27 protein-coding genes are annotated in these 24,243 nt (G+C 63.0%); 18 read left to right on the top strand and 9 right to left on the bottom strand.

Annotation, left to right across the window (positions count from 1 at the left end; genetic code table 11):
* Nucleotides 1-5: 5 nt before the first annotated feature.
* The 3 genes from ACESWY_RS02985 (at nucleotide 6) to ACESWY_RS02975 (ending at nucleotide 1,967) form a co-directional block, all read left to right on the top strand.
* On the top strand, nucleotides 6-1,112 hold the full coding sequence (locus tag ACESWY_RS02985; protein ID WP_195624790.1) for a Gfo/Idh/MocA family protein: 1,107 nt from the start codon (nucleotides 6-8) through the stop codon (nucleotides 1,110-1,112).
* Between the two features lie 2 nt (nucleotides 1,113-1,114).
* Nucleotides 1,115-1,525 (top strand): acylphosphatase, encoded by a 411-nt coding sequence (locus ACESWY_RS02980; protein WP_373093545.1) that lies wholly within the window; start codon nucleotides 1,115-1,117, stop codon nucleotides 1,523-1,525.
* Between the two features lie 61 nt (nucleotides 1,526-1,586).
* A complete protein-coding gene (locus tag ACESWY_RS02975) occupies nucleotides 1,587-1,967 on the top strand; it encodes a Fur family transcriptional regulator (protein ID WP_172677978.1) in 381 nt (126 codons plus the stop codon).
* A gap of 76 nt (nucleotides 1,968-2,043) precedes the next feature.
* Here ACESWY_RS02975 and ACESWY_RS02970 read toward each other — a convergent pair whose 3' ends face one another.
* The 3 genes from ACESWY_RS02970 to ACESWY_RS02960 all read right to left on the bottom strand — a co-directional run bounded on the left by ACESWY_RS02970 (nucleotide 2,044) and on the right by ACESWY_RS02960 (nucleotide 3,934).
* Nucleotides 2,044-2,841: an HAD-IIB family hydrolase gene (locus tag ACESWY_RS02970; protein ID WP_373093544.1), complete on the bottom strand. Its 798-nt coding sequence runs from the start codon at nucleotides 2,839-2,841 to the stop codon at nucleotides 2,044-2,046.
* An 82-nt stretch (nucleotides 2,842-2,923) separates the two neighbouring features.
* On the bottom strand, nucleotides 2,924-3,502 hold the full coding sequence (locus tag ACESWY_RS02965; RefSeq protein WP_250787605.1) for an urease accessory protein UreE: 579 nt from the start codon (nucleotides 3,500-3,502) through the stop codon (nucleotides 2,924-2,926).
* Nucleotides 3,503-3,505: 3 nt separating this feature from the next.
* A complete protein-coding gene (locus ACESWY_RS02960) occupies nucleotides 3,506-3,934 on the bottom strand; it encodes an FKBP-type peptidyl-prolyl cis-trans isomerase (protein WP_035138874.1) in 429 nt (142 codons plus the stop codon).
* 120 nt (nucleotides 3,935-4,054) lie between these two features.
* Between ACESWY_RS02960 and ACESWY_RS02955 the strand changes: the two genes are divergently transcribed.
* Both ACESWY_RS02955 and ACESWY_RS02950 read left to right on the top strand, forming a co-directional pair.
* Nucleotides 4,055-5,068 (top strand): dipeptidase, encoded by a 1,014-nt coding sequence (locus ACESWY_RS02955; protein ID WP_035138875.1) that lies wholly within the window; start codon nucleotides 4,055-4,057, stop codon nucleotides 5,066-5,068.
* A gap of 72 nt (nucleotides 5,069-5,140) precedes the next feature.
* Nucleotides 5,141-5,917 carry a M48 family metallopeptidase gene (locus ACESWY_RS02950; protein WP_373094310.1) on the top strand — a complete coding sequence of 259 codons (777 nt, stop codon included), beginning with the start codon at nucleotides 5,141-5,143 and terminating at the stop codon, nucleotides 5,915-5,917.
* 6 nt (nucleotides 5,918-5,923) lie between these two features.
* Here ACESWY_RS02950 and folB read toward each other — a convergent pair whose 3' ends face one another.
* The 5 genes from folB to nrdD form a co-directional block, all read right to left on the bottom strand.
* Nucleotides 5,924-6,409, bottom strand: a complete 486-nt coding sequence (gene folB / locus ACESWY_RS02945) for a dihydroneopterin aldolase (protein ID WP_373094308.1) — start codon at nucleotides 6,407-6,409, stop codon at nucleotides 5,924-5,926.
* A 43-nt stretch (nucleotides 6,410-6,452) separates the two neighbouring features.
* Nucleotides 6,453-7,034 carry an HD domain-containing protein gene (locus tag ACESWY_RS02940; RefSeq protein ID WP_373094306.1) on the bottom strand — a complete coding sequence of 194 codons (582 nt, stop codon included), beginning with the start codon at nucleotides 7,032-7,034 and terminating at the stop codon, nucleotides 6,453-6,455.
* 2 nt (nucleotides 7,035-7,036) lie between these two features.
* The gene (gene folE, locus ACESWY_RS02935; protein ID WP_117766073.1) at nucleotides 7,037-7,594 is read right to left on the bottom strand and encodes a GTP cyclohydrolase I FolE; all 558 of its coding nucleotides are present in this window, start codon (nucleotides 7,592-7,594) and stop codon (nucleotides 7,037-7,039) included.
* Between the two features lie 67 nt (nucleotides 7,595-7,661).
* On the bottom strand, nucleotides 7,662-8,243 hold the full coding sequence (nrdG, locus tag ACESWY_RS02930) for an anaerobic ribonucleoside-triphosphate reductase activating protein (RefSeq protein ID WP_373094304.1): 582 nt from the start codon (nucleotides 8,241-8,243) through the stop codon (nucleotides 7,662-7,664).
* A gap of 426 nt (nucleotides 8,244-8,669) precedes the next feature.
* On the bottom strand, nucleotides 8,670-10,892 hold the full coding sequence (gene nrdD, locus ACESWY_RS02925; RefSeq protein WP_373094302.1) for an anaerobic ribonucleoside-triphosphate reductase: 2,223 nt from the start codon (nucleotides 10,890-10,892) through the stop codon (nucleotides 8,670-8,672).
* A 1,063-nt stretch (nucleotides 10,893-11,955) separates the two neighbouring features.
* Between nrdD and ACESWY_RS02920 the strand changes: the two genes are divergently transcribed.
* Nucleotides 11,956-12,942 (top strand): tyrosine-type recombinase/integrase, encoded by a 987-nt coding sequence (locus ACESWY_RS02920; RefSeq protein WP_373094300.1) that lies wholly within the window; start codon nucleotides 11,956-11,958, stop codon nucleotides 12,940-12,942.
* Between the two features lie 58 nt (nucleotides 12,943-13,000).
* On the opposite strand, the gene ACESWY_RS02915 is transcribed toward ACESWY_RS02920, so the two are convergent.
* Nucleotides 13,001-14,551, bottom strand: coding sequence for a hypothetical protein (locus tag ACESWY_RS02915; protein ID WP_373094298.1), 1,551 nt, complete (start codon nucleotides 14,549-14,551; stop codon nucleotides 13,001-13,003).
* A gap of 121 nt (nucleotides 14,552-14,672) precedes the next feature.
* Between ACESWY_RS02915 and ACESWY_RS02910 the strand changes: the two genes are divergently transcribed.
* From ACESWY_RS02910 to ACESWY_RS02855, 12 genes are all read left to right on the top strand, one after another.
* Complete coding sequence (locus ACESWY_RS02910) at nucleotides 14,673-14,903, top strand: hypothetical protein (protein WP_373094296.1); 231 nt, start codon at nucleotides 14,673-14,675, stop codon at nucleotides 14,901-14,903.
* Nucleotides 14,890-15,954 (top strand): AAA family ATPase, encoded by a 1,065-nt coding sequence (locus ACESWY_RS02905; RefSeq protein ID WP_373094295.1) that lies wholly within the window; start codon nucleotides 14,890-14,892, stop codon nucleotides 15,952-15,954. The genes ACESWY_RS02910 and ACESWY_RS02905 overlap by 14 nt, the downstream gene beginning before the upstream one ends.
* A complete protein-coding gene (locus tag ACESWY_RS02900) occupies nucleotides 15,951-16,154 on the top strand; it encodes a hypothetical protein (protein ID WP_373094294.1) in 204 nt (67 codons plus the stop codon). The genes ACESWY_RS02905 and ACESWY_RS02900 overlap by 4 nt, the downstream gene beginning before the upstream one ends.
* Nucleotides 16,151-16,606 (top strand): hypothetical protein, encoded by a 456-nt coding sequence (locus tag ACESWY_RS02895; protein WP_373094293.1) that lies wholly within the window; start codon nucleotides 16,151-16,153, stop codon nucleotides 16,604-16,606. Before ACESWY_RS02900 ends, ACESWY_RS02895 begins: the two co-directional genes overlap by 4 nt.
* A gap of 7 nt (nucleotides 16,607-16,613) precedes the next feature.
* Nucleotides 16,614-17,939: a hypothetical protein gene (locus tag ACESWY_RS02890; RefSeq protein WP_373094292.1), complete on the top strand. Its 1,326-nt coding sequence runs from the start codon at nucleotides 16,614-16,616 to the stop codon at nucleotides 17,937-17,939.
* Complete coding sequence (locus ACESWY_RS02885) at nucleotides 17,936-19,888, top strand: type IV secretory system conjugative DNA transfer family protein (protein ID WP_373094291.1); 1,953 nt, start codon at nucleotides 17,936-17,938, stop codon at nucleotides 19,886-19,888. Before ACESWY_RS02890 ends, ACESWY_RS02885 begins: the two co-directional genes overlap by 4 nt.
* A 670-nt stretch (nucleotides 19,889-20,558) precedes the next feature.
* Nucleotides 20,559-20,888: a hypothetical protein gene (locus ACESWY_RS02880; RefSeq protein WP_373093919.1), complete on the top strand. Its 330-nt coding sequence runs from the start codon at nucleotides 20,559-20,561 to the stop codon at nucleotides 20,886-20,888.
* Nucleotides 20,889-20,894: 6 nt separating this feature from the next.
* Nucleotides 20,895-21,092, top strand: a complete 198-nt coding sequence (locus tag ACESWY_RS02875; protein ID WP_373093921.1) for a helix-turn-helix transcriptional regulator — start codon at nucleotides 20,895-20,897, stop codon at nucleotides 21,090-21,092.
* A gap of 323 nt (nucleotides 21,093-21,415) precedes the next feature.
* Nucleotides 21,416-21,712 carry an autorepressor SdpR family transcription factor gene (locus ACESWY_RS02870; RefSeq protein WP_373093923.1) on the top strand — a complete coding sequence of 99 codons (297 nt, stop codon included), beginning with the start codon at nucleotides 21,416-21,418 and terminating at the stop codon, nucleotides 21,710-21,712.
* Nucleotides 21,702-22,385 (top strand): SdpI family protein, encoded by a 684-nt coding sequence (locus tag ACESWY_RS02865; RefSeq protein ID WP_373093925.1) that lies wholly within the window; start codon nucleotides 21,702-21,704, stop codon nucleotides 22,383-22,385. Before ACESWY_RS02870 ends, ACESWY_RS02865 begins: the two co-directional genes overlap by 11 nt.
* Nucleotides 22,386-22,408: 23 nt before the next feature.
* A complete protein-coding gene (locus ACESWY_RS02860) occupies nucleotides 22,409-22,960 on the top strand; it encodes a PH domain-containing protein (RefSeq protein ID WP_373093927.1) in 552 nt (183 codons plus the stop codon).
* A 184-nt stretch (nucleotides 22,961-23,144) separates the two neighbouring features.
* Nucleotides 23,145-24,137, top strand: a complete 993-nt coding sequence (locus ACESWY_RS02855) for an IS1595 family transposase (RefSeq protein ID WP_373093929.1) — start codon at nucleotides 23,145-23,147, stop codon at nucleotides 24,135-24,137.
* Nucleotides 24,138-24,243: the final 106 nt, after the last annotated feature.

The following is a 24,243-nucleotide window of genomic DNA, read 5'->3' as shown; positions in this document are numbered from 1 at the left end:
GATACATGCTGCGTATAGCGACCATCGGCACATCCATGATTACCGACGACTTTATCCAGGTCGTCAACGCCAACGACCAAGCCGCGTTTGTGGGCACGCTCTCGCGCGATGCCGAGCGCGGTACTGCCTTTACCGCCGAGCGCGGTGGCGAGCGAAACTTTACGTCACTCGATGAGCTTGCGGCAGCCGGCGACGTCGACGCCGTCTATATCGGCAGCCCTAACGCACTTCACTACGAGCAGGCCCTTGCCTGCATCGCCGGTGGCAAGCATGTCATCGTCGAAAAGCCCTTCTGCGCCACCGAAGCGCAGGCGCTCGAGGTCTTTCGCGCTGCCGAGACAGCAGGTGTCGTGGCCCTCGAGGCTATGCGTCCCCTCCACGATCCCGCCTTCCACGCCATCGAGGACGTCCTAGGCGAGATTGCCCCCATCCGCCGCGCCTCATTGCGCTTTGGCAAGTATTCCTCGCGCTACAACGAGATTCTCGCGGGACGTGCCACCAATATCTTCGACTGCAATATGGCATCGGGTTCCCTCATGGACATTGGCGTCTACACCGTCGAGCCCATGGTCGAGATCTTCGGCATGCCCTCCGGTCTCACCAGCATGACCACGCTGCTCGACCCCTCAACGCAAGAGCTCACCCATGGCCCCATCGACGGCTGCGGCTCCATTCTCGCCAGTTATGGCGGAGGGCGTATCTCCGTCGAGCTCGCGCACTCCAAAATTACGAATGACCTGCTGCCCTCGCAGATCGAAGGCGAGCGTGGCACTATCCAGATCGACCATCTGTCCACGCCCCGCAACGTCCGCATCGACTATCGCGGCGACGTCGTACGCGGCTCGGCGACCGAGGCACCGCGCGAACAGGGAGACAACGGCCGCGTGCTCGACCTGCCCAAATCGAGCAACACTATGGAATACGAACTCACAGACTTTATCACCGCCATCGGCGGCATCGATAACGTTAAGGAAGAGATTTGGGAGACCCCGGCGGGACGCCACGAGCTTGGCCACTACCGCGATGTCACACTCGTCTCACTGCGCATCATGGATGCCGTGCGCCAGCAGGCCGGCATAACCTTCCCGGCCGACGCAGGCAAGCAGGCATAGCTATGGGCCTCTTCGATACGTTCTTCTCCAGCGTCACCGGCAGCAGTCGAGAGCCTCAAAAACCATCAAGCGTCGAGCTCGAGCTGCGCCGCAGGCTTACTGTGCTCGCAAGCGACGAGGCCACTCAAGACACTCCCCTGCGCTATTTCCTGCGCTGGGCGGGGCAAGTCCAGGGCGTTGGCTTTCGCTTTACCAACACCAACCTCGCGCAGGCACGCGCGCTCACCGGCTGGGTGCGTAACATGGAAGACGGCTCAGTCGAGATGGAGATACAGGGGGCTCCGGCAAATATCCTATCTCATCTCGAGGCGCTTCATGCCTCCTACGAGCGTATGGGAACGCGTTTTCGCCTCGTAGACGCCCAGGCCCGAGCCCCACTTGCCAATGAAGACGGTTTCACGCCTCGTTATTAGTATTGTGTGCTAAATACGGTATCATTTACCTACGACCGTTGATAGAAAAGAGGCGAGGCGCATGGCGGTGCAAAGAAGGAATACCAGGCAGCGAAAGCTGGTTCTTGACGCCGTGCGCCAAAGCTATAACCATCCCACCGCCGACGAAATCTACAACGTCGTGCGCGCGCAGGATGACAAAATCAGCCGCGGCACGGTCTACCGCAACCTCAATCTCTTGGCCGACGCCGGCGAGATTCTCTCCATCAAGACGCCGGGCGGCAGCCGCTTCGATCGCACGATCGAGCCGCATGCGCATATCATCTGCACCTCGTGCAGCCGCGTCATCGACGTACCGCTCCCCTTCGATGCCCAGCTCGACGCCAAGGCATCCGAGCAAATCGGCTGGCACGTCACGTCGCACTACACCATCTTCGAGGGTCTCTGCCCCGACTGCCGGTAGATGTTCGGGACATGCCTTAAAATCCACCTTTCTGCACTCTGCAGCAAAAAGAGATTCCTAGGCATGCCACATATATCTACTCGGCGAGCAGGCGGCGCAGTTCTTCTTCGACCGTGCGCACGTAGCGGACGCGGTCGTTGATGCCACACATAGAGGGATTGCAGCTCTCCATTAGATAAGGATGGCCCACTACGTTGAGCATGTCGCGGTCGTTTTCGTTATCGCCAAACGCCATCATCTCGTCGGGCGAAATTCCCAGGGCACGACCGTAATCGGCAAGCGCGGAACCCTTGCCCGAACCAAAGCCGATAAAGTCCGTCCACTCGGTTCCCGACGTCATCACGTCGACACGGTCGCTAAAGAGGCGCTCAAAATACTCCAGGGCCGCCGGCTGATCCACCTCGGGCGTCTGGAAGGCAATCTTAATGACGTCCTCGTCGATGTCCTCGGGACGGTCGACCACCGCCACATCGCAGTGGACCTCATAGCGCAAATGGTCGACGAACGCATCGTTGCCGCTCATGGTGTAGAGGTGTCCCTCACACGAAAGGGTCACGTCGGCATGGGGATACGCAACCACGGCATTCGCGATATCCATAGCAAGGCTACGCTCCATGGAGCGCTTGACAACGGCACGCCCCTCGCTCATCACCAGGCCTCCGTTCTCGCATACATAGGCGAGCTCATCGGCCACCGGGGTAAACAGATAGCGCAAGCTCGCATATTGACGACCGCTCGCCGGCATAAACACGATACCGCGACGATGCAGCTCATCGATAAGCTCAAAGGCCTCGGAACGCGGCTCGCGCTCCCCCGGATGCAGCAACGTGCCGTCCAAATCGCAGGCAATCAGCTTGATTCCCTCAAGACCCATATGTTCCCCCAAAGCCTCCTATCAACAGCAAGACGGACCTTGATTGGTCGCCCCTCAAAGCCCGTCTTGCGCATATGCGTGCTTAGCCGCGCGCCTTCTTTACGATCGTAAAGTCTGGAGCCATACTCACAACGGCATCCGCCGCACTCGACGCAAAGCGCCGGTCCGAATCGAGTTCACGGGTAACCGTCGAGAGCCGAACGCCCTCGACGCCCCGGAGCATGCGGCCCAAAACAGGCTGCACCGGCGTATACATGCGCACGGTATGCTCGTCCGAATCGCCTCGAAAAAGCGGCGCATGCATATTGCCGATCTCCCAGCACGCATGCGCGAGCGCAATCGGGTCCAAGCGGTCAACTTCGACCAAATAAACCTCGGCGCTGCGCAGGCGCACAACAACCGCCACGGGCACCACGCCCGAACGGTCGACGGCGAGCACGTCGCCGTCGACAAAACGACCGCCGTCGGCAGTATCCAGCCGAACATCGACCGTGCGCCCCAGCTCCGTCACGCCCACAAACGCGTATACATCAGCCTGGTCCCAATCGAGCAGCAGCTCGTCAACTTCAAAGACGCCGCCCAGCTTCCGGCGAAGCAGGAGTTCATAGGACGGATCGTTGAGATTTCCCAAGCATGTCGTCGAAACCAAGCGCTCAGGCATGCTCTAACCCTCGACCTCGACGAGCTCGATATCAAAGTTGAGGTCCTTGCCGGCCAGCTCGTGGTTGGCGTCGAGCGTCACGGCCTCGGGCGTCACGTCAATGACGACGGCGGGGACAGGCATGCCGCTCGGCGTGGACAGGAAGAGCTTCATGCCCTTCTCGATCTGCTCGATGTTGGGAACCTGCTCGGCCGGGAAGGTCAGAACCATCTCGGGATTGTGCTCGCCATAGGCATCGGCAGCAGGAATGTGCACGGTCTTCTTCTCGCCCACCTGCATATCGACAACAGCGGCGTCGAAGCCCTTGATCATCTGACCGGCGCCGCAGGTGAACTCCAGCGGCTCGCCGCGATCGTAGGAGCTATCGAACTGCGTGCCGTCGTCGAGCGTGCCGCGATAATGGGTCTTGACCTTCTTGCCCTGGTTAGACATGGTAACCTCCGTGATAAGGGCGGCGCACAACGCGGGCCGCCGTGAACATATGGCGCTAACTATACCCTAGTCATACAATTCAATGACAGTTTGCAAAGAAACGCTGCAACCGGAGGAACCATGGCATATCCCGTATTTGACCTACACTGCGACACCGCCGACCGCATCGGCTGGGCCACGCTCGATCTCGACCTGCGCTTTACCGCCGGCACCGACGGCTATTTCCCCGGCGACGAAACGCATCCGCAAGATTTCGACCTCATCGAGGGTAACGCCTGTGCCATCTCGCTCGCAAAGATCGGCAACACGCCGTGGGCACAGTGCTTCGCCACGTTTGTCCCCGACGAGATTCCCACCGCCCACGCCGCGCGCTTCCAGGCGCAGATCATGGCGCATATGAGCGGCCAGGCAATGCTCAACCACGACCGTATGGTCAACGTGCGCAGCGCCGCAGACATTCGCCCCGCGCTCAAGGACGGCAAGGTCGCTTGCATCCACACCATCGAAAACGCCACGTTCTTTGCCGAGGACCCCGCGCTGATCGAAGTGCTCAAGAGCTTGGGCGTGCTTATGTCGTCACTCAGCTGGAATGCGCAGGGGCCGCTCGCGAGCGGCCACGACACCCACGCCGGCCTCACCGGCGCCGGCATCGAGGCACTTACGCAGATGGAGCACGCCGGCATGGTACTCGACGTCTCCCACCTCAACGATGAGTGCTTTGACGAGGTTGTCGCCCACGCCACGCGTCCCTTCGTCGCCAGCCACTCCAACTCCCGTGCGGTTTGCGGCGTCAAACGCAACCTTACCGACGACCAGTTCCGCACCATTCGCGACATGGGCGGTATCGTCGGCCTCAACTACTGCAGCGAGTTCCTTTCCAACGACGCAACCGACAAGACCGCCGCAGACGTCACCTTCGACCAGCTAGCGGCACATATCGAGCACTGGCTCGACCTGGGCGGCGAGGATGTCATCGCGCTCGGCGGCGACTGGGACGGTGCCACGGTGCCCGCCTTCCTCTCCGATGCCAGCAAGATGCCCGAGTTCCAGAACATGCTCTCCAAGCACTTTGGCAAGACCGTGATGCAGAAGCTCTGCAGCGATAATGCCCTTGCCTTCTTCGAGCGTTATTAATTTCACATCCCCTGAGCGGGCCGCATGCCGAACGGTCGACATGCGGCCCGTCCCCAATCTGAAGGACCGCTTTTGACGCAGCAATTTACGATTACCGTATCCCGACCGGATGGCACATCCATCCCCGTCGTCGTTACCAAAAAGCGCGTCAAGAACTTCAACCTACGCGTCACATCGAGCGGTGAGGTCCACGCCAGTGCACCGCTCGACGCCAGCCGCGAGCGTATCGAAGCGTTTGTGAAGCGCAACAGCGCCTGGATTATCAGTCGACTTGCCCAGCGCGAGCAACGTCAGGCGACGGCACGAGAGCCGCTCAGCCCCTCGTCCATCATTGCACTTTGGGGCAAGCCCATCACGGTACAGGATGCGCTCGATCACAACTTTGCATCACCCGCACCGCGACCCAAACAGGCCACCTTCGCAAGTTTTATGGGTACCGATGAATCGGACGAAGGCCCACAAGCCCAGCGGCGCGCAATCCTCGACGGCCTAACGTCCGATGAGCTCCAAGCCCACATCGACCAGCTCTATGCAACCGAGGTCACCACGGCGCTGCACGATATGGTGCACGCATACGAAATCGCAATGGGTGTCGCCGTTTCCCGCGTTTCCGTACGCAGCATGAAAACGCGTTGGGGCTCCTGCACGCCCAAATCCGGCGCCGTTCGCATCGCACGAGAACTTGCCGCCTACCCCGTCGAATGCCTCGACATGGTTGTCGCCCACGAGCTCGTCCACTTGCTCGAGCCAAGCCACAATCGGCGGTTTCACGCCCTGCTCGACACGTACTGCCCCAACAATAGAGCACTGTCCCAGCGGCTCAAGCAGCCACCCCTCAACAAGCCCTAGCGTCGACTAGCGCACGCGCTCGATCTCGACACCGCAGCTTGCCAGGGGAAGACCGACGGGCGCCCAAGGCTTATCGAGCTTAACGCGCACGCCAAGCATCAGGGGGTAACGACGTAGCAGCATCTGGGCCACACCCTCGGCTGCAGCCTCGATAAGCTTAAACGTATGCTCACGCAGATAGCCATCGACATCGTGGCACACCGAGCCGTAGTCAATCGAGGCGTCCAGGTTATCGTGCTCCCCCGCTGCACGCAGGTCGGCATAGAGCACCAGGGACACGATGAACTTCTGGCCCAGCGCGTTCTCTTCGGGATACACGCCGTGGTTGGCAAAGACCTCGAGACCGTCGATAGTAATGCGATCGGCATGGCGAAGATCGTCATAGCTCACGTGGGGCACCGCCGTTGCAGTGGATATTTCGCCCCTTCCACGGCGGGCGAGCTCAGCGCCTTCAGTCTTGGTTGCATTCTCGGGCAGCTTCTTGTTACTCATCGCGATCGTCTCCTTCGTTTAGAACCCCGACCGCGCAAACTAACTACACGCGAATCGACAGGTTCTTTTTATCATCGCTCCAGTTGCAAGCATTGCGCGCGGGGCATGCAAAGCAGGCGCGCGACGCTTTGTCGGCTGCATAGAGCAGACGCTCAAGCGGTTGGCTGTTCACGCGCAGCTTTCGATGGCCCAGAATGGCCGTCTTAATGGCTGCGGCATCGGCCGGCTCAAACGCCACGTCATCGGGCATGCCGCCGAGAATCGCATCAGCGACGCGCTCGCTTGCAACATCATGGGATATACCCGATTCATACTGTTCATCTTTGCCGATATCGTGAAGAAGTGCCGTGGCGTAGATGACCTCGCGGTCAAATTCGAGCTGTTCCTCGAGATTCTTAATCCACATAATGCGCGCGACATCCAGCAGATGGTCAATACCGTGGCGGCAAAAGATGCGCCCCGATTCCAACTGTGCAATGTTGCCCAGGTGCCGCCGGAACAGCCCGTTGGCACAAATGTAATCAATGCGAGGCATGGAGCCAAAGGGAGTCAGGCCCGAAGCCATAAAGCCGCGACGCGGCGTCCCCTCATCGGTCTTCGATGTAAAGTCGTTGACGACTCTCATGGTTAGCGGCCCAGCATCCTAAAGAACCGCTCCTCGAGCGCGGGATCGGTCTCAAAGACGCCGCGGCGAGCGAGCGTCACGGTCTTGGTGCCGGGCTTTTGCACGCCGCGCATGGTCATGCACATATGCTCGGCTTCCATCAGCACAATCGCCCCTTGGGGAGCAAGATATTCCATGAGGGCATCGGCAACCTGTGCGCACAGCTGCTCCTGAAGCTGCAGACGACGGGCATAGACCTCAACCGTGCGAGCAAGCTTAGACAGACCCGCCACGCGACCGTTAGGGATATAGCCGATCGCAGCCTTGCCATAAAACGGCAGCAGATGGTGCTCGCACAGCGAGTAAAACGTAATGTCTCGCTCGATAACCAAATCGTTCGAAGCGACAGCGAAAGTTTTGGACAGATGCTCCTCGGCACTCTGGTCCATACCGCCGGCAATCTCGCCATACATACGGGCGACGCGCGCCGGCGTCTCCAGCAGGCCCTCGCGAGTTGGGTCCTCGCCTATACCTTCAAGTAGCAGCTTAATGGCAGTCTCGACTTTTTCCTGATCGACCATCTGGGCCTCACTTTTTTCGATTTCGCGTTCGCGCTATGGTACCACGCCCTCCGGCATCGGCCACAAGCTACATAGTATGGGTCGAATAGACCGGATCGTCTCGCCAAAGCTCCACGGCGTCGCAAAGCGCAACGTTCTCACGCTCGGCACGGGCACGCGTGGCGTTCATATCAATCACGCGCTGATTGCTCGAGCCCCTAAAGCGCAACGAGATATCATACAGATCCTGAACGAACGGGCCGTCCACCAACATGTCGAGGCAGGCGAGAATGCGGTCCGTCACCTCGGTATGATGACGACCGCCCGGCATAAGTTCCTCAAGCACGTCGCCGGTAAAGCACCAAATGGTCTTCCCCGAATCCACAGGATAAGTGGCACGAACACGCTCAATGAAATCAACGAGCCCCGCCTGGTTCTCGGGTTCCATAGGCTCCCCGCCCAGAATCGTCAGGCCATCAATAAAGGGATGGTCGAGACTCTCGATAATCTTATCCTCGACGGCGCGATCGAACGGCTCGCCCGCAGCAAAGTCCCACGCGACAGAGTTAAAGCAGTTCTTGCACCCACGACGGCACCCGCTCACAAACAGAGAAGTACGAACGCCTTCCCCATCAGCAATGTCGAAATACTTAATGTTCGCGTAGTTCATAGGTAACTCTCCCGGGAGACCGGGACATATCATCCCGTCCTCAAACATTCTCGGCCTGCGGCCTGCGAAACTGCGGGCGGGACGATATGTCCCGGCCTCATGCAAAGGGTAACTCAATGAACGAAGCGAACATCGAGCATAGGGTTCGAGGTCTAATAAAAACTTTGTTGCAGCTCAACCGCCATCGCAAGCAAAGCGTTGTTGCAAGTCAACTCATTTCCGCTAAGAACTTCGAGGAGTGAGCAGACCGCATGCTGCATCTCAGCTACATCAACTTGGCTGCCCCGTAGCGAGGCCCCGGACCTTTACTCGATATGAGTTCCGCACGAACAGGAGGCGCCAGTGGCGCCTCCGTCGTGAGCCAGGACTGTTCGAAATAGCGAGTAAAGGTCCGGGGCCTCGCTACGGGGCAGCCTGGGATGGTTATTAGAGATGCAGCACGCGGTCGCGGATCTCCTCGGTTCGGCCCTGGTTCCAGAATTGGGTACCGATGTAGCCGCACGTACGACGGGCGACGTTCATCTTCTCCTGGTCACGATTGCCGCAATTGGGGCACTCCCACACCAGCTTGCCATCGTCCTCGACAATCTTAATCTCGCCATCGTAGCCGCACACCTGGCAGTAGTCGCTCTTGGTGTTGAGCTCGGCATACATGATGTTGTCGTAGATGTACTGCATCACGCGAATGACAGCTTTGAGGTTGTCCTGCATGTTGGGAACCTCGACGTAGGAGATTGCACCGCCCGGCGAAAGCTGCTGGAACATGCCCTCAAACTTAAGCTTGTCGAAGGCATCGATCTCCTCGGACACGTGGACGTGATAGCTGTTAGTGATGTAGCCCTTGTCCGTCACGCCCGGGATAATGCCAAAACGGCGCTGCAAGCACTTGGCGAACTTGTAGGTCGTCGACTCCAACGGCGTGCCGTACAGCGAGAAATCGATGTCGCTCGCAGCCTTCCACTCCGCGCACTTGTCGTTCATGCGCTGCATGACGGCCATAGCAAACGGCGTGCCCTCCTTCTCGGTGTGGCTGTGACCCGTCATGTACTTGACGCACTCATACAGACCGGCATATCCCAGGCTGATGGTGGAATAGCCGCCCACGAGCAGCTTATCGATCGTCTCGCCCTTCTTCAGACGCGCCAGGGCGCCGTACTGCCAAAGAATCGGCGCGGCATCCGAAAGCGTGCCCATCAGGCGCTCATGACGGCACAGCAGGGCACGATGGCACAGCTCAAGGCGCTCGTCGAAGATCTTCCAGAACTTGTCCATGTCCTGATGCGAGCTCAGCGCGACATCGGGCAGATTGATGGTCACAACACCCTGGTTAAAGCGACCATAGTACTTAGGCTTGGTCGGGTCATAGTTCAGCGCGTTGGCGACGTTGTTAAAGCCGTTGCCCGAACGGTCGGGCGTCAGGAAACTGCGGCAACCCATGCAGGTGTAGCAATCGCCGTTGCCCGCGGTCTCGCCCTTCGACAGCTTAAGCTCGCGCATCTTCTTCTCGGAGATGTAGTCGGGCACCATGCGCTTGGCGGTGCACTTTGCAGCCAGCTGAGTCAGGTAGAAGTACGGGGAATCCTCGTAAACGTTATCGTCCTCGAGCACATAGATAAGCTTGGGGAACGCCGGAGTGATCCACACGCCGGCTTCGTTCTTAACGCCCTCATAGCGCTGACGAAGCGTCTCCTCCACGATCATGGCAAGGTCGTGCTTCTCCTGGGGCGTACGGGCCTCATTGAGATACATAAAGACCGTCACGAACGGCGCCTGGCCATTCGTGGTCATAAGGGTCACGACCTGATACTGAATCGTCTGGACGCCGCGACGAATCTCATCGCGCAAGCGATCCTCAACGACTTCGCGAACCTTCTCGGCAGATGCCGAAACACCGAGCTCCTCAAGCTCGCGAGCGACCTCGCCGCGAATCTTCTGACGGCTCACCTCAACGAACGGGGCGAGATGGGTCAGCGAAATAGACTGGCCGCCGTACTGGGAGGAAGCAACCTGGGCGATGATCTGCGTCGCGATGTTGCAGGCGGTCGAGAAGCTGTGCGGCTTCTCGATCAGCGTGCCCGAGATAACAGTGCCGTTCTGGAGCATGTCCTCCAGGTTCACCAAATCGCAGTTATGCATGTGCTGGGCAAAGTAGTCGGAATCGTGGAAATGGATCAGGCCCTCATTATGGGCATCCACGATCTCCTGGGGCAGCAGCACGCGCTGGGTCAGGTCCTTAGAAATCTCGCCGGCCATATAGTCGCGCTGAACGGAGTTGACGGTCGGGTTCTTGTTGGAGTTCTCCTGCTTGACCTCTTCGTTATTGCACTCAATTAGCGACAGGATCTTGTCATCGGTCGTGTTCTTCTGGCGCTTCAGGCTCTGAACATAGCGATAGATGATGTAGTGGCGGGCCACTTCGTAGCAGTCGAGACGCATAATCTCGTCCTCGACCAGATCCTGAATCTCCTCGACCGACACGGTGTGGCCCGCGTTCTCGCATGCCTCGGCGACGTTTTGCGCCGCATAAACCACCTGGCGGTCGGTAAGACGAGAGCCCTCCTCGACCTCCAAGTTGGCGGCGCGAATCGCATTGACAATCTTATCGATGTCAAAGACAACCTCGGTGCCGCTGCGCTTGATGATCTTCATCCTCTTGCCTCTTTCACGTCGTAGTCTCATTGCGTTTCAGAGCCAAACGATGCTCGGCAGGGCTTGCCCCTGTCTTGCGGCGCCGTCGCGCAATCTGTGTTCTCGATAAACCATAGGTCCTCATGCGGACAATCCTCGCGGCCGATCAAGCGGCTCAAAGGCGTGTCCAAATGGGACGAACAAGGTCTTCGTTCTCTGTCCGCCATCTATCATACGACAAAGACGCACCTATATCCTGTATTCTTTTTTTAGGTCAAACACAACATATAGTGTTTCAGCAGGTCAAAGCAATTGGTCATTTTGCAGACGCATTAAAAATGAGGGGTATTTGACAAGTCGGTAGAACGTTACCAACACGGCTACCTGCATGGCAGTTATAAAACCCCCTTAGTCAAGCCGCTGACAAATCCTACCAAAACCAAGCCGCTCACGCCAAAAGAATCCAAAAGATTATGCTTGACCAACATGTTGCGGTCGTGCCCTGCCGAGCCTCATGCAACGCGACACGAATCCTTGAAAGATATGTGTATGCAAACGGAAAAGACGAGAGTTTCCTCGGATGACCACTGAGAAGCATCCCGGAAGATCAAAAAACTCGTAATTTGGTGACGTATTTGGCGACCAAAACAAAACAGCCCAGAGGCTAAGCCTCTGGGCTGCGAACATTTGGTGGGCGTTAGAAGATTTGAACTTCTGACCTCTTCCGTGTCAGCGCCCTGCCGCTCCGCCAACAGGCGTTTCCCAGTGAATCAATCTTCACACTTCATGCATCCAGAGCGTCCGATTGGTCCGTCTATCTCGGCTTTTCTGATTCTCTATGATTCCAGACAGGCCGTCCGTTACGGTAAGTCCGAACCTATTTTGGACAGCGTTTGGACAGCGGACATCATTCATTTGGACAGATACTCGGGAGCTGATCTCAATGGCAACTTACTCGAAAGGCAGCCTGCGCGAGCGAAGCAAGGGGCACTGGCAAGCACGCTTCTGCCGAACCGATAGAAACGGCTCGAGCATCGTAACCAGATCGTTCGAAGCAACCTCTCGCCGAGCCGCGACCCTCATCATGGAGGACATCAGAAGGGAGCTGATCAAGCAGGACGGCGACGGCGCCTCAAGTCGCGAGCTCATTGCGTACATGTTGGATTACGTTGACGAGCGCGAGCGCTCCCAGCAGATAGAGGCGAGCACCGCAACCAACTACCGCAGCTCAATCAAGCATCTCGCGCGCTATCTCGAGGGCTACTCAATCGAAGAGATAACGCCGGAGAACGTCATGGACGTGCAGGCAGCCCTGCTCGCGGACGGCCTCGTCGCCGATACCGTTGCAAAGGACCATCGCTTCTTCAAACAGGTGATGGACTACGCCTGCGAGATGGGCCATATCCATCGCAGCCCCTTCAACAAGGCGACCAAGCCGCCGAAGCGTCGGAAGCCTCGTCCGAACGCGCTCGACGAGAGGAGCCGTTCGATGCTTTTATCCGTCCTGGACGCGTCCCCCACGACCAAGCAGAGCGTTGCGGCGCGCCTCGGGCTGCTCGCCGGACTCAGAAGGGAGGAGGTCGCTGGCCTCAGGTGGGGCGACGTTGACCTCATTGCCAACAGAATCAGAGTCGGTCGCGCCGTCGGGGTGTCGAACGGGAGACCCTATCTCAAGGGCACGAAGACCGAGGCAGGCGAACGGGAGGTCGTCCTCGAGAAGGGGCTCGCCGATACTCTGCGCTCCCTCAGGAGCTCTCTCGGGGTAAGCGCGCGGGAGGACCGCTATGTCCTCGGAGACGGAGACTCGTTCTACACGCCCGACCGCATCACGAAGGACTTCACGTCGCTCGCCAAGGCGATGAACCTCATCGGAGCGGCTGGAAAGCGAGCCACGTTCCACGACCTCCGCGACACGTTCGCCACGCACCTTATCTCCCAAGGGGTGAACGTGAAGACTGTCTCCTATCTTCTCGGTCACGCAAATGCGGCAATGACCCTCAACGTCTATACGTCCAACACGCCCGCCGGGATGGAGTCGGCGGCGGAAGCGCTCGAGGGGCTCGCCGGATAAGAGAGGGCGCAGCCCGCTATTGAGCTGCGCCCCACTCAATCGGTACGACATCCTGCCGCTATGCCCGCGTCGCGGCCATGCGGCACGCCTCTGAGCACGTGGTAGCCGTCGGAATCTTGAATCGGCTCGGCTTCTCCTCCCCGAGGAGGACGAGCTTCCTCGACCTGCTCCTCGCCATGTAGAGGCTTCCGCACACGGAGCAGACCTGCCAAACCGGGTCGTCCTCCGCCCCTTTTCGCCTGGTCTCAGGATTCTTCCTGCGGGCGAGGTCAAGGTTCTCGACGATCTGCTCGGCAATCGCCCTTTGGAGCGTCATCCTGTCCGCAGAGCCGCCGAAGTACGCCCCTCCGTCCTCGAGGCCGTCCACGCGCAGGGACTCCTTTGAAACGAGGCGGTGACCGTAGGTCCCCCAGCAGTTCGTAAGGCAGGCCTCGAGGAATATCGCGAGGTCCCCCTGAAGCCCATCCCACGCCTGCCACAGCGGACGCCTCTCGAGAAGGGCCAGTGTCTCGGGGTCGTCCCCGCTGCGCTCCAACGCCTTGTGCACGATTTCGTCTACGCGCTTTGCCTCGGAATCGTTCAGGATGCCGTCCGGCATGCCCGGCCTTGAGTCGGGTTCCTCGAAGGTGGGGAGGTATTCCCAGCTTACCGCGCAAAACGCCTTGATGAGGTTGGGTCGGCCCTTGATGAACAGGTCGAAGAGCCTCTCGACCCGGCGAATGTCCAGCTGCATTCCGCCGACGCGTCTGGCTGCGCGCTCGATTTTCTCAGTCTCCCCCTTCCTCACGCCCTCAAGCGACCCCGGCTTGAGGGCGCTCACGTAGCGATGACGCTGGAGTCCGGTGATATGGCGCTCGCTGGCCGTATCGTCGATGTAGGAAAACCCCTGTAATACCACGGACGCCATCTGCAGCAGATAGAGCACCGCCCGCGTTTCCTCCAACGATATGAGGCACGGAGGCGCCTCCCAGAACCCGGCATCGTGATGCCTGCCCGCCGCCTCGTTCCAGGCAAGGGCCCGAAGCCGCTCTGTACCGACGAGTTTGTCATCGTCTTCGAGATAGCGCACGAAGCCGCGGCAGCCCGCTCGAAGGTAATCGGACTCGGCGCTGGCGGTCATCCCGGAGTAGAACAGCCTCTTGGCATCCCACGCGTAGTCGCACCCCGAGAAGTTTTCGGACGGGTCGAGGGGCCACCGGTCACGGGACCCCATCCTGTCCCTCATGTCTCTCACGATGCTGAACAGGCGGGCGAAGGCGCCTCCGTCGCGTCGCTCGTCCTCTGCTTGGCGCTCGGAGACGACGCTGTGGAGCAGACGACGGTACGAAAGGGGGTCCTCGATCGCAGCAAAGGTGCGGTCGATGGCGCCGGCGTAAGGGCACATCACGGGACCGTACTCCCTCAAGAACGACAGCACCTGCTCGTCGTCCGAGAAGTCGTAGTCGAGCAGGACCTTCGTGACGAAGCCTCTCGGGAGGGCGACCGCCTTCTTGAGCTCCTTGTCCCTGTCGATGCGGATCGCTCGGGGGAGCTTCGGATACCCCGCGCTGCCTTCGCCCAAATCAGCGATCGAGCAATCGTAAACGCTCCAATACTGCTCCGCCTCCATCAATACCACCTCTTACCTGCGTGTTCTCGATAACTTATCCATATTGTAACTCAATTGCGAACAGTTGAGAATTATTGGGGACAGCCGGGAAAACCGGGACGACTCGAACAAGGAGGACTATATGAGGCACAGCATCGGCACATCTCCTGAGTGCGGGGGCGTGCGGGGAAGGAAGTCGTCGGACACCCGCGAGGAGTGGATCACGGCGAAACAGCTTGCCGCCGAGTACCACGTCGGGCGCTCGACCGCTTACCAGGCATTCAAGCGCCTTGACACCATCCGCATTGGCGGCTGCGTCCGCGCTCGCCGCTCCGAGGTCGAGGAGAGGCTGAGGCGCTATGGCCGCATCTAGGCGTTTGCTGCCGCCGGGCGAGTCCATCGACGCCGCCGCCCTCATGTCCATGGAGTTTAGCGTCAGCCGGGCGATCATCCCCGGCCTTCTCTACGTCGGGCTCACCATCTTGGCGTCGCGCCCCAAGGACGGGAAGTCCTTCATGTCCATCAAGCTCGGCCTCTGCCTGGCGCTCGGGGTGAGCTTCCTCGGCCTCCCGCCCGTCCAGTGCGGCGTCCTCGTCCTCGCCCTGGAGGACACCCTCGACCGAATCAAGGACCGCCTCGCGGCTCTCCCCTACGACAAGACAGACCGGCTGCACTTCGCGACGTCGTCAGACGGCCTACCCGGGGCGCTCTTCAACGAGCTCGACTCCCAGCTGGCGACGTTCCCCGACATTCGCGTCGTGGTGATAGACACCCTCCAGAAGGTCCGACACCGCGCGGGAGATGTCGGATATAACGCCGACTACGAGGACCTCGGCCTGATGAAGGAGTACGCCGACGAGCACGGCATCGCCATCCTGCTCCTCCACCACACGCGCAAATCCGAGGCGGGGACGGAGTACGACAGGATCTCCGGGACGTCGGGGATCACCGGCGTGGCGGACACGATGATGGTCCTCTCCCGCGCCGGCGAGGAGACCAAACTCTTGGTCAAAGGCCGCGAGTTCGAGGAGCGCGAGTACGACCTCGCGTTCAACGGCGGGAACTGGGAGCTCGCAGACGAGGGGACCGTGCGCGAGCGCGCCGTACGGACGCTGCCCGTTGCAGTCAAGCGGGTCACCGACCTCATGGGGCCCCGCGACTCCTGGAGCGGCACCTGCAAGGAGCTCCTGGAGACCATCGGCGTTCCCGATATCACCGAGCGCGCCCTGTCGCAGCAGCTCCGCGACAACGCGGACGCCCTCGGCGCAATCGGCATCTCTATCGCGTGGCGGCGGACCAACCGTGGGACCGTCGTCTCTCTGGGAAGGGCGCACGACGCAGCAAGCGGTGACGGAGTGGCGGTCTCGCCCCTCCCCGGGGCGTCTGCAGACCGTCACTCCGTCACCGGAAGGGGAAGCCGATGAGTGTGTTGGACAACCTCCCGCTCACGCGCCTCAAGCTCAACGTAGCGCTGCGTGAGCACCGCCTGGACGAGGAGCTCGACGAGCGCGGGCTCAGACTGCGCCTGCTTGCCATCGAGCGAGAGCTCGAGCGCCAGGATCTCCGCATCGAGGCGCTCGCAAGGAACCGTTATCACAACCGCAACCTCAAGGAGAATAGATGAGTGAAAAGACGAAGGTCATGAGCCTCCGGCTCGACCAGCAGACCTACCGCCGCCTCAACGCCTACGGCACGTCGAGGGGCATCTCCGACAGCGCCGCCGCCCGCGAGCTCATCGCGGGCGGCCTCGCCGCCGACGGCCTCTCGCTCTACAGCACCGAATTGGGAACCTACCTGCGCGGCGTCGTGCAGCCGCTGCTCGACCAGATCGACGAGTCGCTCGAGCGGCGCAACGCCGAGCAGGAGGATCGCATCGCGCGCGTGGTCCACCGCGCCACCCGAGCCTCCATCGTCGCCGCGATCGCGTCGGTCGAGATCGAGAAGGGCACCTTCGAGGGGCTTGAGGGCGTCAGCGCCGCCGACATATACGCCGCATACGACAAGCAGGCGGGCCTGATGCAGGCAGGCTACTCCCTTGGGGAGGCGAGGGAGCGTGTGCGCCGTGGGAAGGAGTAGCCTCTTCGTGAACGCCCGCGTCCACCTCCCCGGCTCGAAGGGCCGCGCGGCCGTCGCCACGGGCACCGTCGGCTACATCGCGACGAGGCCGGGGGCGGATATGTCCGCGACCCCGAGCGACCTCCGCCGTGCCGAGCTCGCGGAGCGGATGGCGCTCGCGGGCTACTACGCCGAGCGCCCCGGCTCGACCTCTCTGTTCGACCAGGACGGCCAGGTGCCCCTGCACGAGGCGCGAACGCGGCTCGCGGCCGCCGAGGGCGCGGTCGCGACGTGGGTCGTCAGCGTCCGGCGCGAGGAGGCCGACGAGCTGGCCCTCGGCTGCAAGGAGGAGTGGCAGCGCTGGTGCCGCCGCGAGCTGACCCCCGCCCTCGCCGCCGCGATGGGCGTGCCCGAGTCGTCGGTCCGCTGGGTCGCCGCCGAGCACGAGAACGCGGAGAACTCGAAGCACGTTCATGTCATCTCGTGGTCCTCGGACGGCTCGTTCTCATCCGTGATGCCCAAGCAGCGGCTCGAGCGCGCCCGCGCGATGCTCACGGACGCGGCACTCGCCCCGGCCATGGAGGCCGCGCTCCGCGAGCGCGACATCGCGCGGTCCCTCGCCGTGGAAGCCGTGCGCCGCGTCCCAGCAGAAGAGGTGCGCGTGACGCTCCCGCCCACCGGTCGCATCAGCTACGCGCACCTCCGCTGCTGGCACCCCGAGACGGCGGGCGGGGTACGCGAGGAGCTGTCCCGCGCCGCCGAGAGGTGTCCCGCAATCAGGGACGCCGGGGAGCGGTACCGCGCGGCGGTCGAGCACTGCGCCGACCTCAAGGGGCTCGGGGGCGGCGAGCGCGACCGCTACGTCGGCGACGCGATGCGGGACCTGACGGCCCGCAGGGCGAACGCCCTGCTCCGCACCATCGCACCCGACCGCACCGAGGCACCCGAGGCGGCTCCCATGCACGCGCCCGCCCCGCAGAACGGCCCCGCGACGCGGAGGCAGCGCGAGAGGTGCGTGAGGTGCGAGGTCGCGGCGTGCGTGCCCCATAGGGAGATGGCAGAGGCGGCCGCAGCCGTCCGCGAGCGCCGCCCCGTCCCCGCTGGCGCGCTCAGGGCGTGTCCCACCTACCTCGCGGCCGTCCGGCGCGCTCCGGCCGACGCCGCGCGGGCCGCACTCGCGGTCATCGAGGATGCCGCAACCTCGGGCGGCCGGAGGGACCTCGGCGACGAGGCGGGCAAAGAGGCCCTGCGAATCCTCACCAGAGCGGCGCTCGCCGCGTTGCGGGCGGCGATGAGCACGGGCGAGAGAACCGTCCGCCTGACGAACGGAATAGAGAGGGGAATGAGGATATGAACAGGGAGAAGAGCTTCAACGGAAAAGGCGGCGCAAGCGTCTCCAAGGCGACGCTCCTCGGCGTGGCGGTCGGACTCGCCATCGACCTCACGGCGCTCCCCGCCACATGGAAATGGCTCACGGAGTTCGTCGCCAACGCTGCAGGCGCGGCGCTGTACCTCATGTCGCCCTCGACTGCGGCCCCGCCCACCGGGACGGCGGCATCTATCCACCTCGAATGCCCCATCGACGCGCTGCCGTCGATCCTGTCAGGAGATCAGAGAAACGCCTTCCTGCTGGCCTCGCTCGCCATGCTCGCCCTCTCAGTCGCGACCGCGCTCGCGAGCCGGCTCTCGCGCCTCAGGTGGATCCACGACGGCACGTGGGTAGGCGGCAGGAGGGCGCCGGGCGCGCCGATACACGGCGACGCGCGGCTCGTCTCCAAGCCCTCCGAGCTGCGCCGGCTCACGCGCGGCTGGCGCGAGGGGCGCCCTCCTGAGGGCGGCACGCTCGCCGTGGGGACACTCGGCGGCGAGATCCGGCTGGTAGACTCCGTCCACGCGTGCGTGCTGGCGGAGAGCGGCGAGGGCAAGTCGCGCAGGGTCGCCATCCCCTCGGCGATGGCGAACTTCCTGATGGGGAGGAGCCTCGTCATCAACGACATCAAGGGCGAGTTGAGGGCCTACCTCGAGCCGTATTTCAGGCGCGCGGGCACCCACCGCATCGTGGACGTGATGTTCGACGCGCCCGCCGCCTCGGCGAGGTTCGACCCACTGGAGCGGGCGAAGGCCGCGTATCGGGATGAGGGGCACGGCGGGGCCACCCGCGAGCTCCGCGAGCTGGCGCGCTGCATCGTCCCTTCCGCCCTCAAGGGCCAGCCCTTCTTCACCGACAACGCCCGGAACCTGTTCGTCGGCATCGCGCTGCGGATCATCATGGACGACGACATCCCCGAGGAGCGGAAGACCGTCATGTCGGTCGCCGCCGCACTGGCGCCCTCCGGGCAGGAGTCCGCGCTCGACCGAATCGCCGCCCTCGTATCGGAGCTCCCGCCGGGGCACCCGTCGCTGCCGTTCCTCTCCGGCATCAACGGGGAGTCGGGAGGCGCGCCGGGCGTGGTCTCGACCCTCACGACCTACCTGTCGGAGTACGCCGACGGCAACGTCGCGCCCATGCTCCACGGGGACGAGTGCGGCCTCGACCGCATCGGAGAGGAGCCGACCGCCTTCTTCGTCTCCTCGAGCTCCGCGACGGGCAACTACAAGCGCCTCGTGCAGACGTTCGTGGCTCAGTCGCTCTCGGCGCTGCGCGTGTGCGCCGCGCGCCACGCCGGGCGCTGCCCCGTCGAGACCGTCCTCGTACTCGACGAGGCGGCGTCGCTCGGGAGGAACGAGCGCACCATCCAGGACCTCGGCGAGATGCGCAGCGAGGGCATCCACATCCTGTGGTTCTGCCAGTCGCTTTTGCAGCTCCAAAGCGTCTCCGGGTACACGCGCGAGGAGGCGGAGACGATCTTCGACCTGCTCAAGGACAAGGTCGTCCTCTCCTGCTCGAACATAGATACCGCACGCAAGCTCTCGGACTCCCTCGGCTCCTACACGGCGCTCACCGAGTCCCGCAGCCGCACCAAGGGCACGAACTCGGGCTCGACGGGCACCAGCGAGGGCGTCGTCCGCCGGCCGCTCATCGCGCCCGACGAGCTGATGCGCTGGACGGGCCGCGAGACCGGCGCACTCGTCATCCGCGACGGCCGCGCGCTCGCACTGCCGAGCCGGGACGTCTCCGAGACGTTCGTCGCGGGGATGCTCGGCATGGCCTCCCCCGAGGCCGAGCGGCGCATGATGGAGGAGGCGCTTGGCCATCGCGAGGTGCGGAACGAGGCGGCGCCGCCCGTCTGGACGGGAGCCGGCGGCGGCGTCCCCACACGGGTCGCCGGCGCGCGCACCGGATACACCCCCGAGGGCTTTTGAGCCGCGCGTAATCGCCCGCAACCTGACTATTCGAGAGCAACAACTACATGGGGAACGACACGTAAACGCGGCACCTAGGCCGCGCCGGGAGCGCCCACGGCGTCCCCACCTGCGCCCCGAACCCGGCTCGCCGGATTGCGCCGCCCGTTCTTCCGGCGGAACGTAGTGGAGCCTTATCCTGCTCCGCCGGTTTTCGGCGGAAATGATGGGACTCTGAACGTCCCCCATGGCGCGCGGGGCGCTGGGACGCCGAGCATGCCGTACAAGATGACGGGGTGCCGACCATGCGCCGGCACCCCGTCCCGTCACCCCCCCCCCCCCCGCCATCGCTCCGGCGACCCCACTCGTCCGCGGCGATCGCCTCGTCGAAGAGAGCTGTTCAGTCGGGAGGGGGCGGCCGGCGCGTCTCGTCGCTTCGCGCAACGGTTTCAGGGAAGGAGATTCTGAAAGTGCCCATGCGCCATGCAGCGACGCGCCGAAGCCGGGCGGGCGGCATTTTGCGCCAGCCCGAAAAAGTCATTCACAATGTAAAAAACTCTTGACATTTTTCTACCTTGCAGTATAACGAGAAATGTAAAGAGGCTTTGACATTTCAAGCCGACTTCGACAAGCGGAGGGAGGTAGAAGCAATCGCAAGGCCGGCCCCACTATGCGACGGGAGGTAAGTGACATGAGGAAGATGGACGAGATGGAGAGGAGCATCCAGCTTCATGCGGAGGAGCGGGGGTATCGAACCGCCCTGCTGTCCCTGAGCGCGTGGGCGCTCTTCAACTGCTGGAAGGCGCTCGCGCACGGCTCCGAGTACAGCCCCCTGCCCGCCTTGGTCCTGTGCCTCGCGGTGTGCGTCCAGGGATTCTCCCAGATGTCCATGAAGCGGAGGATGGTCGTCGGGGACGAGGAGTACCGGGAGCCCAACAAGCTCCTGCGGACGGTGGTGGCCGCAATCGTCGTCACCGTGCTCGTCCTGTCGATCGGGACCTACCTCCTGGCAAGGGCCTAGGCCGCCATGAGGAACATAGTGAAGCGGCTGAGGAAGCAGGCTGGGCTGCGACAGGAGGACATGGCGAGGGAGCTTGGCGTGAGCCGCCAGACAATCATCGCCGTCGAGAACGACAAGTACAACCCCACGCTCGAGCTTGCGATGAAGATCGCAAGGCTGCTGGGACTTCACGTAGACGAGATCTTCTTCTTGGACGACCGATAATCGGCTTATCCTTCGCGCCGCACGCGGCGGGCTCGTCCCGAGCCCCCGTGGCGGCGCGTCCACCCCTCCGGTACGCGCGGCGTGAGCGAGCCGCACCCGCCGAAGGTGTAGGCGAGCTCCTCGAGAGACGAGGGGTCGAGCCCGGAGAAGGCGATCTCCCCGCACCCGAAAAACCAGCAGTCACAAGCTATGGGCACATCACGAGTGACCCATGGGACCCGTCTTCGCTCGCCGGCGCAGCATCATTTCAAAAAAGTTCGACAAATATCGAATAGTACGACACCCATCGAACAATCGGGGGCATACTCCGTCGCAAGAGGTCCATGGCGAGGGGAGGCGAGATGGTCGGTGACGGGTTCAAGGCGCTCTCGGATCCCACGCGCCGCCGCATCCTCGAGCTCCTCGGCGAGCGGGATATGACGGCGGGTGAGATCGGCGAGCACTTCCCCCAGAACAAGGCGACGCTCTCGCATCACCTCGAGGTCCTGCGCGAGGCGGGTCTCGTGGAGGCGGAGCGCCGGGGCAGGAACGTCAGCTACCGGCTGGACACTACCGTCCTGCAGGGCCTCATCCCATGGTTCCTCGGGCTCACGGAAACGGAGGCAAGCGATGAAGGTTGAGCTTGGGCGCGGCGATCGCATCTTCTGGATCGTTCTCTTTGCGGTGGTGGCGGCGCACCTGTTGGCGTACGTGATGCTGGCCTACCCCGCCATGCCACAGACGGTGCCCACGCACTGGGGTGCCGATGGCGCGGTCGATGGCTGGGGCGACAAGGCGGGCACGATCTTCATGGCGGCCATGCCCGCTCTCGTCGCGATCTTCATGCTCGCCGTGCCGCGCCTCGACCCCAAGGGGCGCAACTTCGAGCGTTTCCGTGGCGTCTACTTGGGTATGAGCGCCGCGCTTACCCTGCTTCTGGTCGTCATCGCGTGGATGACGCCGCTCACCGCCTTCGGCCTCGTGTCTGAGGGAGGTTCGATCGTCTCGACGGTAACCCTCTTCGCGCTCGGCGCCCTCATAATTGCGCTCGGCAACTACCTGCCGCGCGTCAAGCCCAACTACACCTTTGGCATCCGCACGCCCTGGACGCTCGCAAGCGAGGACAACTGGCGCCGCACGCACCGCTTTGCCGGTCCCGTCTTCGTGGTTGCCGGCGCGGTGATGCTCGTCGCAGCGGTGCTCTCAACCGTTGCGCCCGACGTGTCGTTCTGGGCCGGCATGGCGTCGGTACTGGTCGCAACCCTCGTCGTGGGCGCCTACAGTTTCCTCGTCTGGCGGCATGAGAGTCGCTAGGAGGGCATTGGAAGGGAGTCGCGATGACTGAAGAGAATGTGCGACCGGATCGGGTGTTCCCCGGCCGGAACGATCCGTGGTTCATTGCCGTCATGGCGGTCGTCGCGGGTGGTCTCGCGGCGGGGTGCGTCGCGTGCTTCGTGGCCACGGCCCCCTCGTTCCCGTGGAGCTGGCTCGTGCTCCTGTTCGTTCCGGTCTTCGTTGCCCTGGCGGCCCTGCCCATCCGCAGCAACCGCATCGAGCTTTACGACGACCGCTTCGTCATCGTGTACGCGGGGACGCGCTCGGCGATTCCCTACGCCCACGTGCGGGGCGTCCGGCGCACCAGGACGCTTCTGGCGGGCACGGCCAACTCGCTCGACCGTGTCTACATCGAGGCGCCCTACGACGGCGACGCCATCGTCTCGGTCAGGGACAACGACGCCCTCGTGGCCGAGCTGGAGCGCAGGTGCGCCCTGCGGCCCGGCCGTCCCCGTCCTGCCGCAGGACACCCACGAGATGGCGGACATGCATGGGCCCCGCGCTCCTCCAGAGGCCATCTTGAGGCCGATGGAGGAGACGGGCACGGCGAATGAGTGGGGGTACGGGCAATCTAACACCTTAGTCGGCAACAAAGTATCCCAGCCAAACGCTTTTAAACCACTCTGGAGATGGGCGGCCTCCGCTAAGTGTCCGGGCCCTCCGATACGATGGTTCTGCCAGGAACAATCGACGATCGGAGGGCCCGTGAGGGACATTGTAAGGCATGTGCTGGCCGGCATGACCGCCGACGAGAGGGTCGAGGCCGCCGAGGAGCTGAGGAGGATGGTCGCGGCCGACCGCGCGGCGGCCGCCGACCGCGAGGTCGGCCGCTGCCCGAGGTGCGGCCGCCCCGTCGTCGTCCGCCGCGGCCGGGACGGGCGCGGCCGCCAGAGGTGGCTCTGCCGGGGCTGCGGCCGCTCCTTCACCGCCTCGACGCTGGGGCCCGTGAGCTGGTCGAAGCTCGAGCCGTGGCAGTGGGAGGAGCTCGCGGCGTGCATGGCGGACGGCGCGCCGCTGCGCGTCGTCGCGGAGCGCTGCGCGGCGAGCCTGCCCACGGCGTGGTTCATGCGCATGAGGGCGTGCGAGGCGATGTCGGCGGCCCTCGGCCCCTTCCGCTGCGGCGAGGGGATCGAGGCGCAGGTCGACGGCACCATGGTCCCGGAGTCGCTCTCGGGCGGCGGCCCGTTCGAGATGCCGAGGCCGCCGCACCGGCACGGCGGCGAGGCCATGGGCGGCGTCTCCGGCGAGCGCGTGTGCGTGCTCGCCGGGGAGAACTCGCTCGGCGACGTCTTCGCCGAGGTCTGCTGCCGCGGGCGGGCGACGAAGGCGCGCGTGCGCGAGATGCTCGCGGGCAGGGTCGGCGACGGGTCGGTCCTGGTCACCGACGCGCACTGGGCCTACGCCGGCGTCGAGGAGGCGCTGGGCGTCGACGCCGAGCACCTCGCCCACCACTCGGGCGACGAGGCGGACGCCGCGCTCTCCGGCGTGAACGCCCTGCACGCCCGGCTCAAGGACTTCCTCGGCCGGATGAACGGCGTCTCCACCAGGAGGCTGCCGCTCTACCTGGCCTGGTTCTGCTGGCTCGAGCGGGCGCGCAGGCGCGGGGGCGGCGCGCGCGAGGCCGCGCGCGACCTGTGCCTCTCTGGCCGCTACCGGACGACGAGGAGGGCGCTGTTCGCCGCCCCGCGCTACGACATGGGCTACTGGGAGAGGAGGCGAGCCGCGGCGTGACCCCCATCTCCAAGCTGGTTTAAAAGCGTTCCCAGCCAAAAGGTGCATGATGGCTAAGATACTCAAATTACGAGATGCAGAGATTGGATTACTGAGAGGCTCTCAT

This window comes from Collinsella aerofaciens ATCC 25986 (assembly GCF_964237925.1).
GTDB lineage: Bacteria > Actinomycetota > Coriobacteriia > Coriobacteriales > Coriobacteriaceae > Collinsella > Collinsella aerofaciens_BJ.
This window is presented reverse-complemented; position numbering and strand designations above follow the sequence as displayed.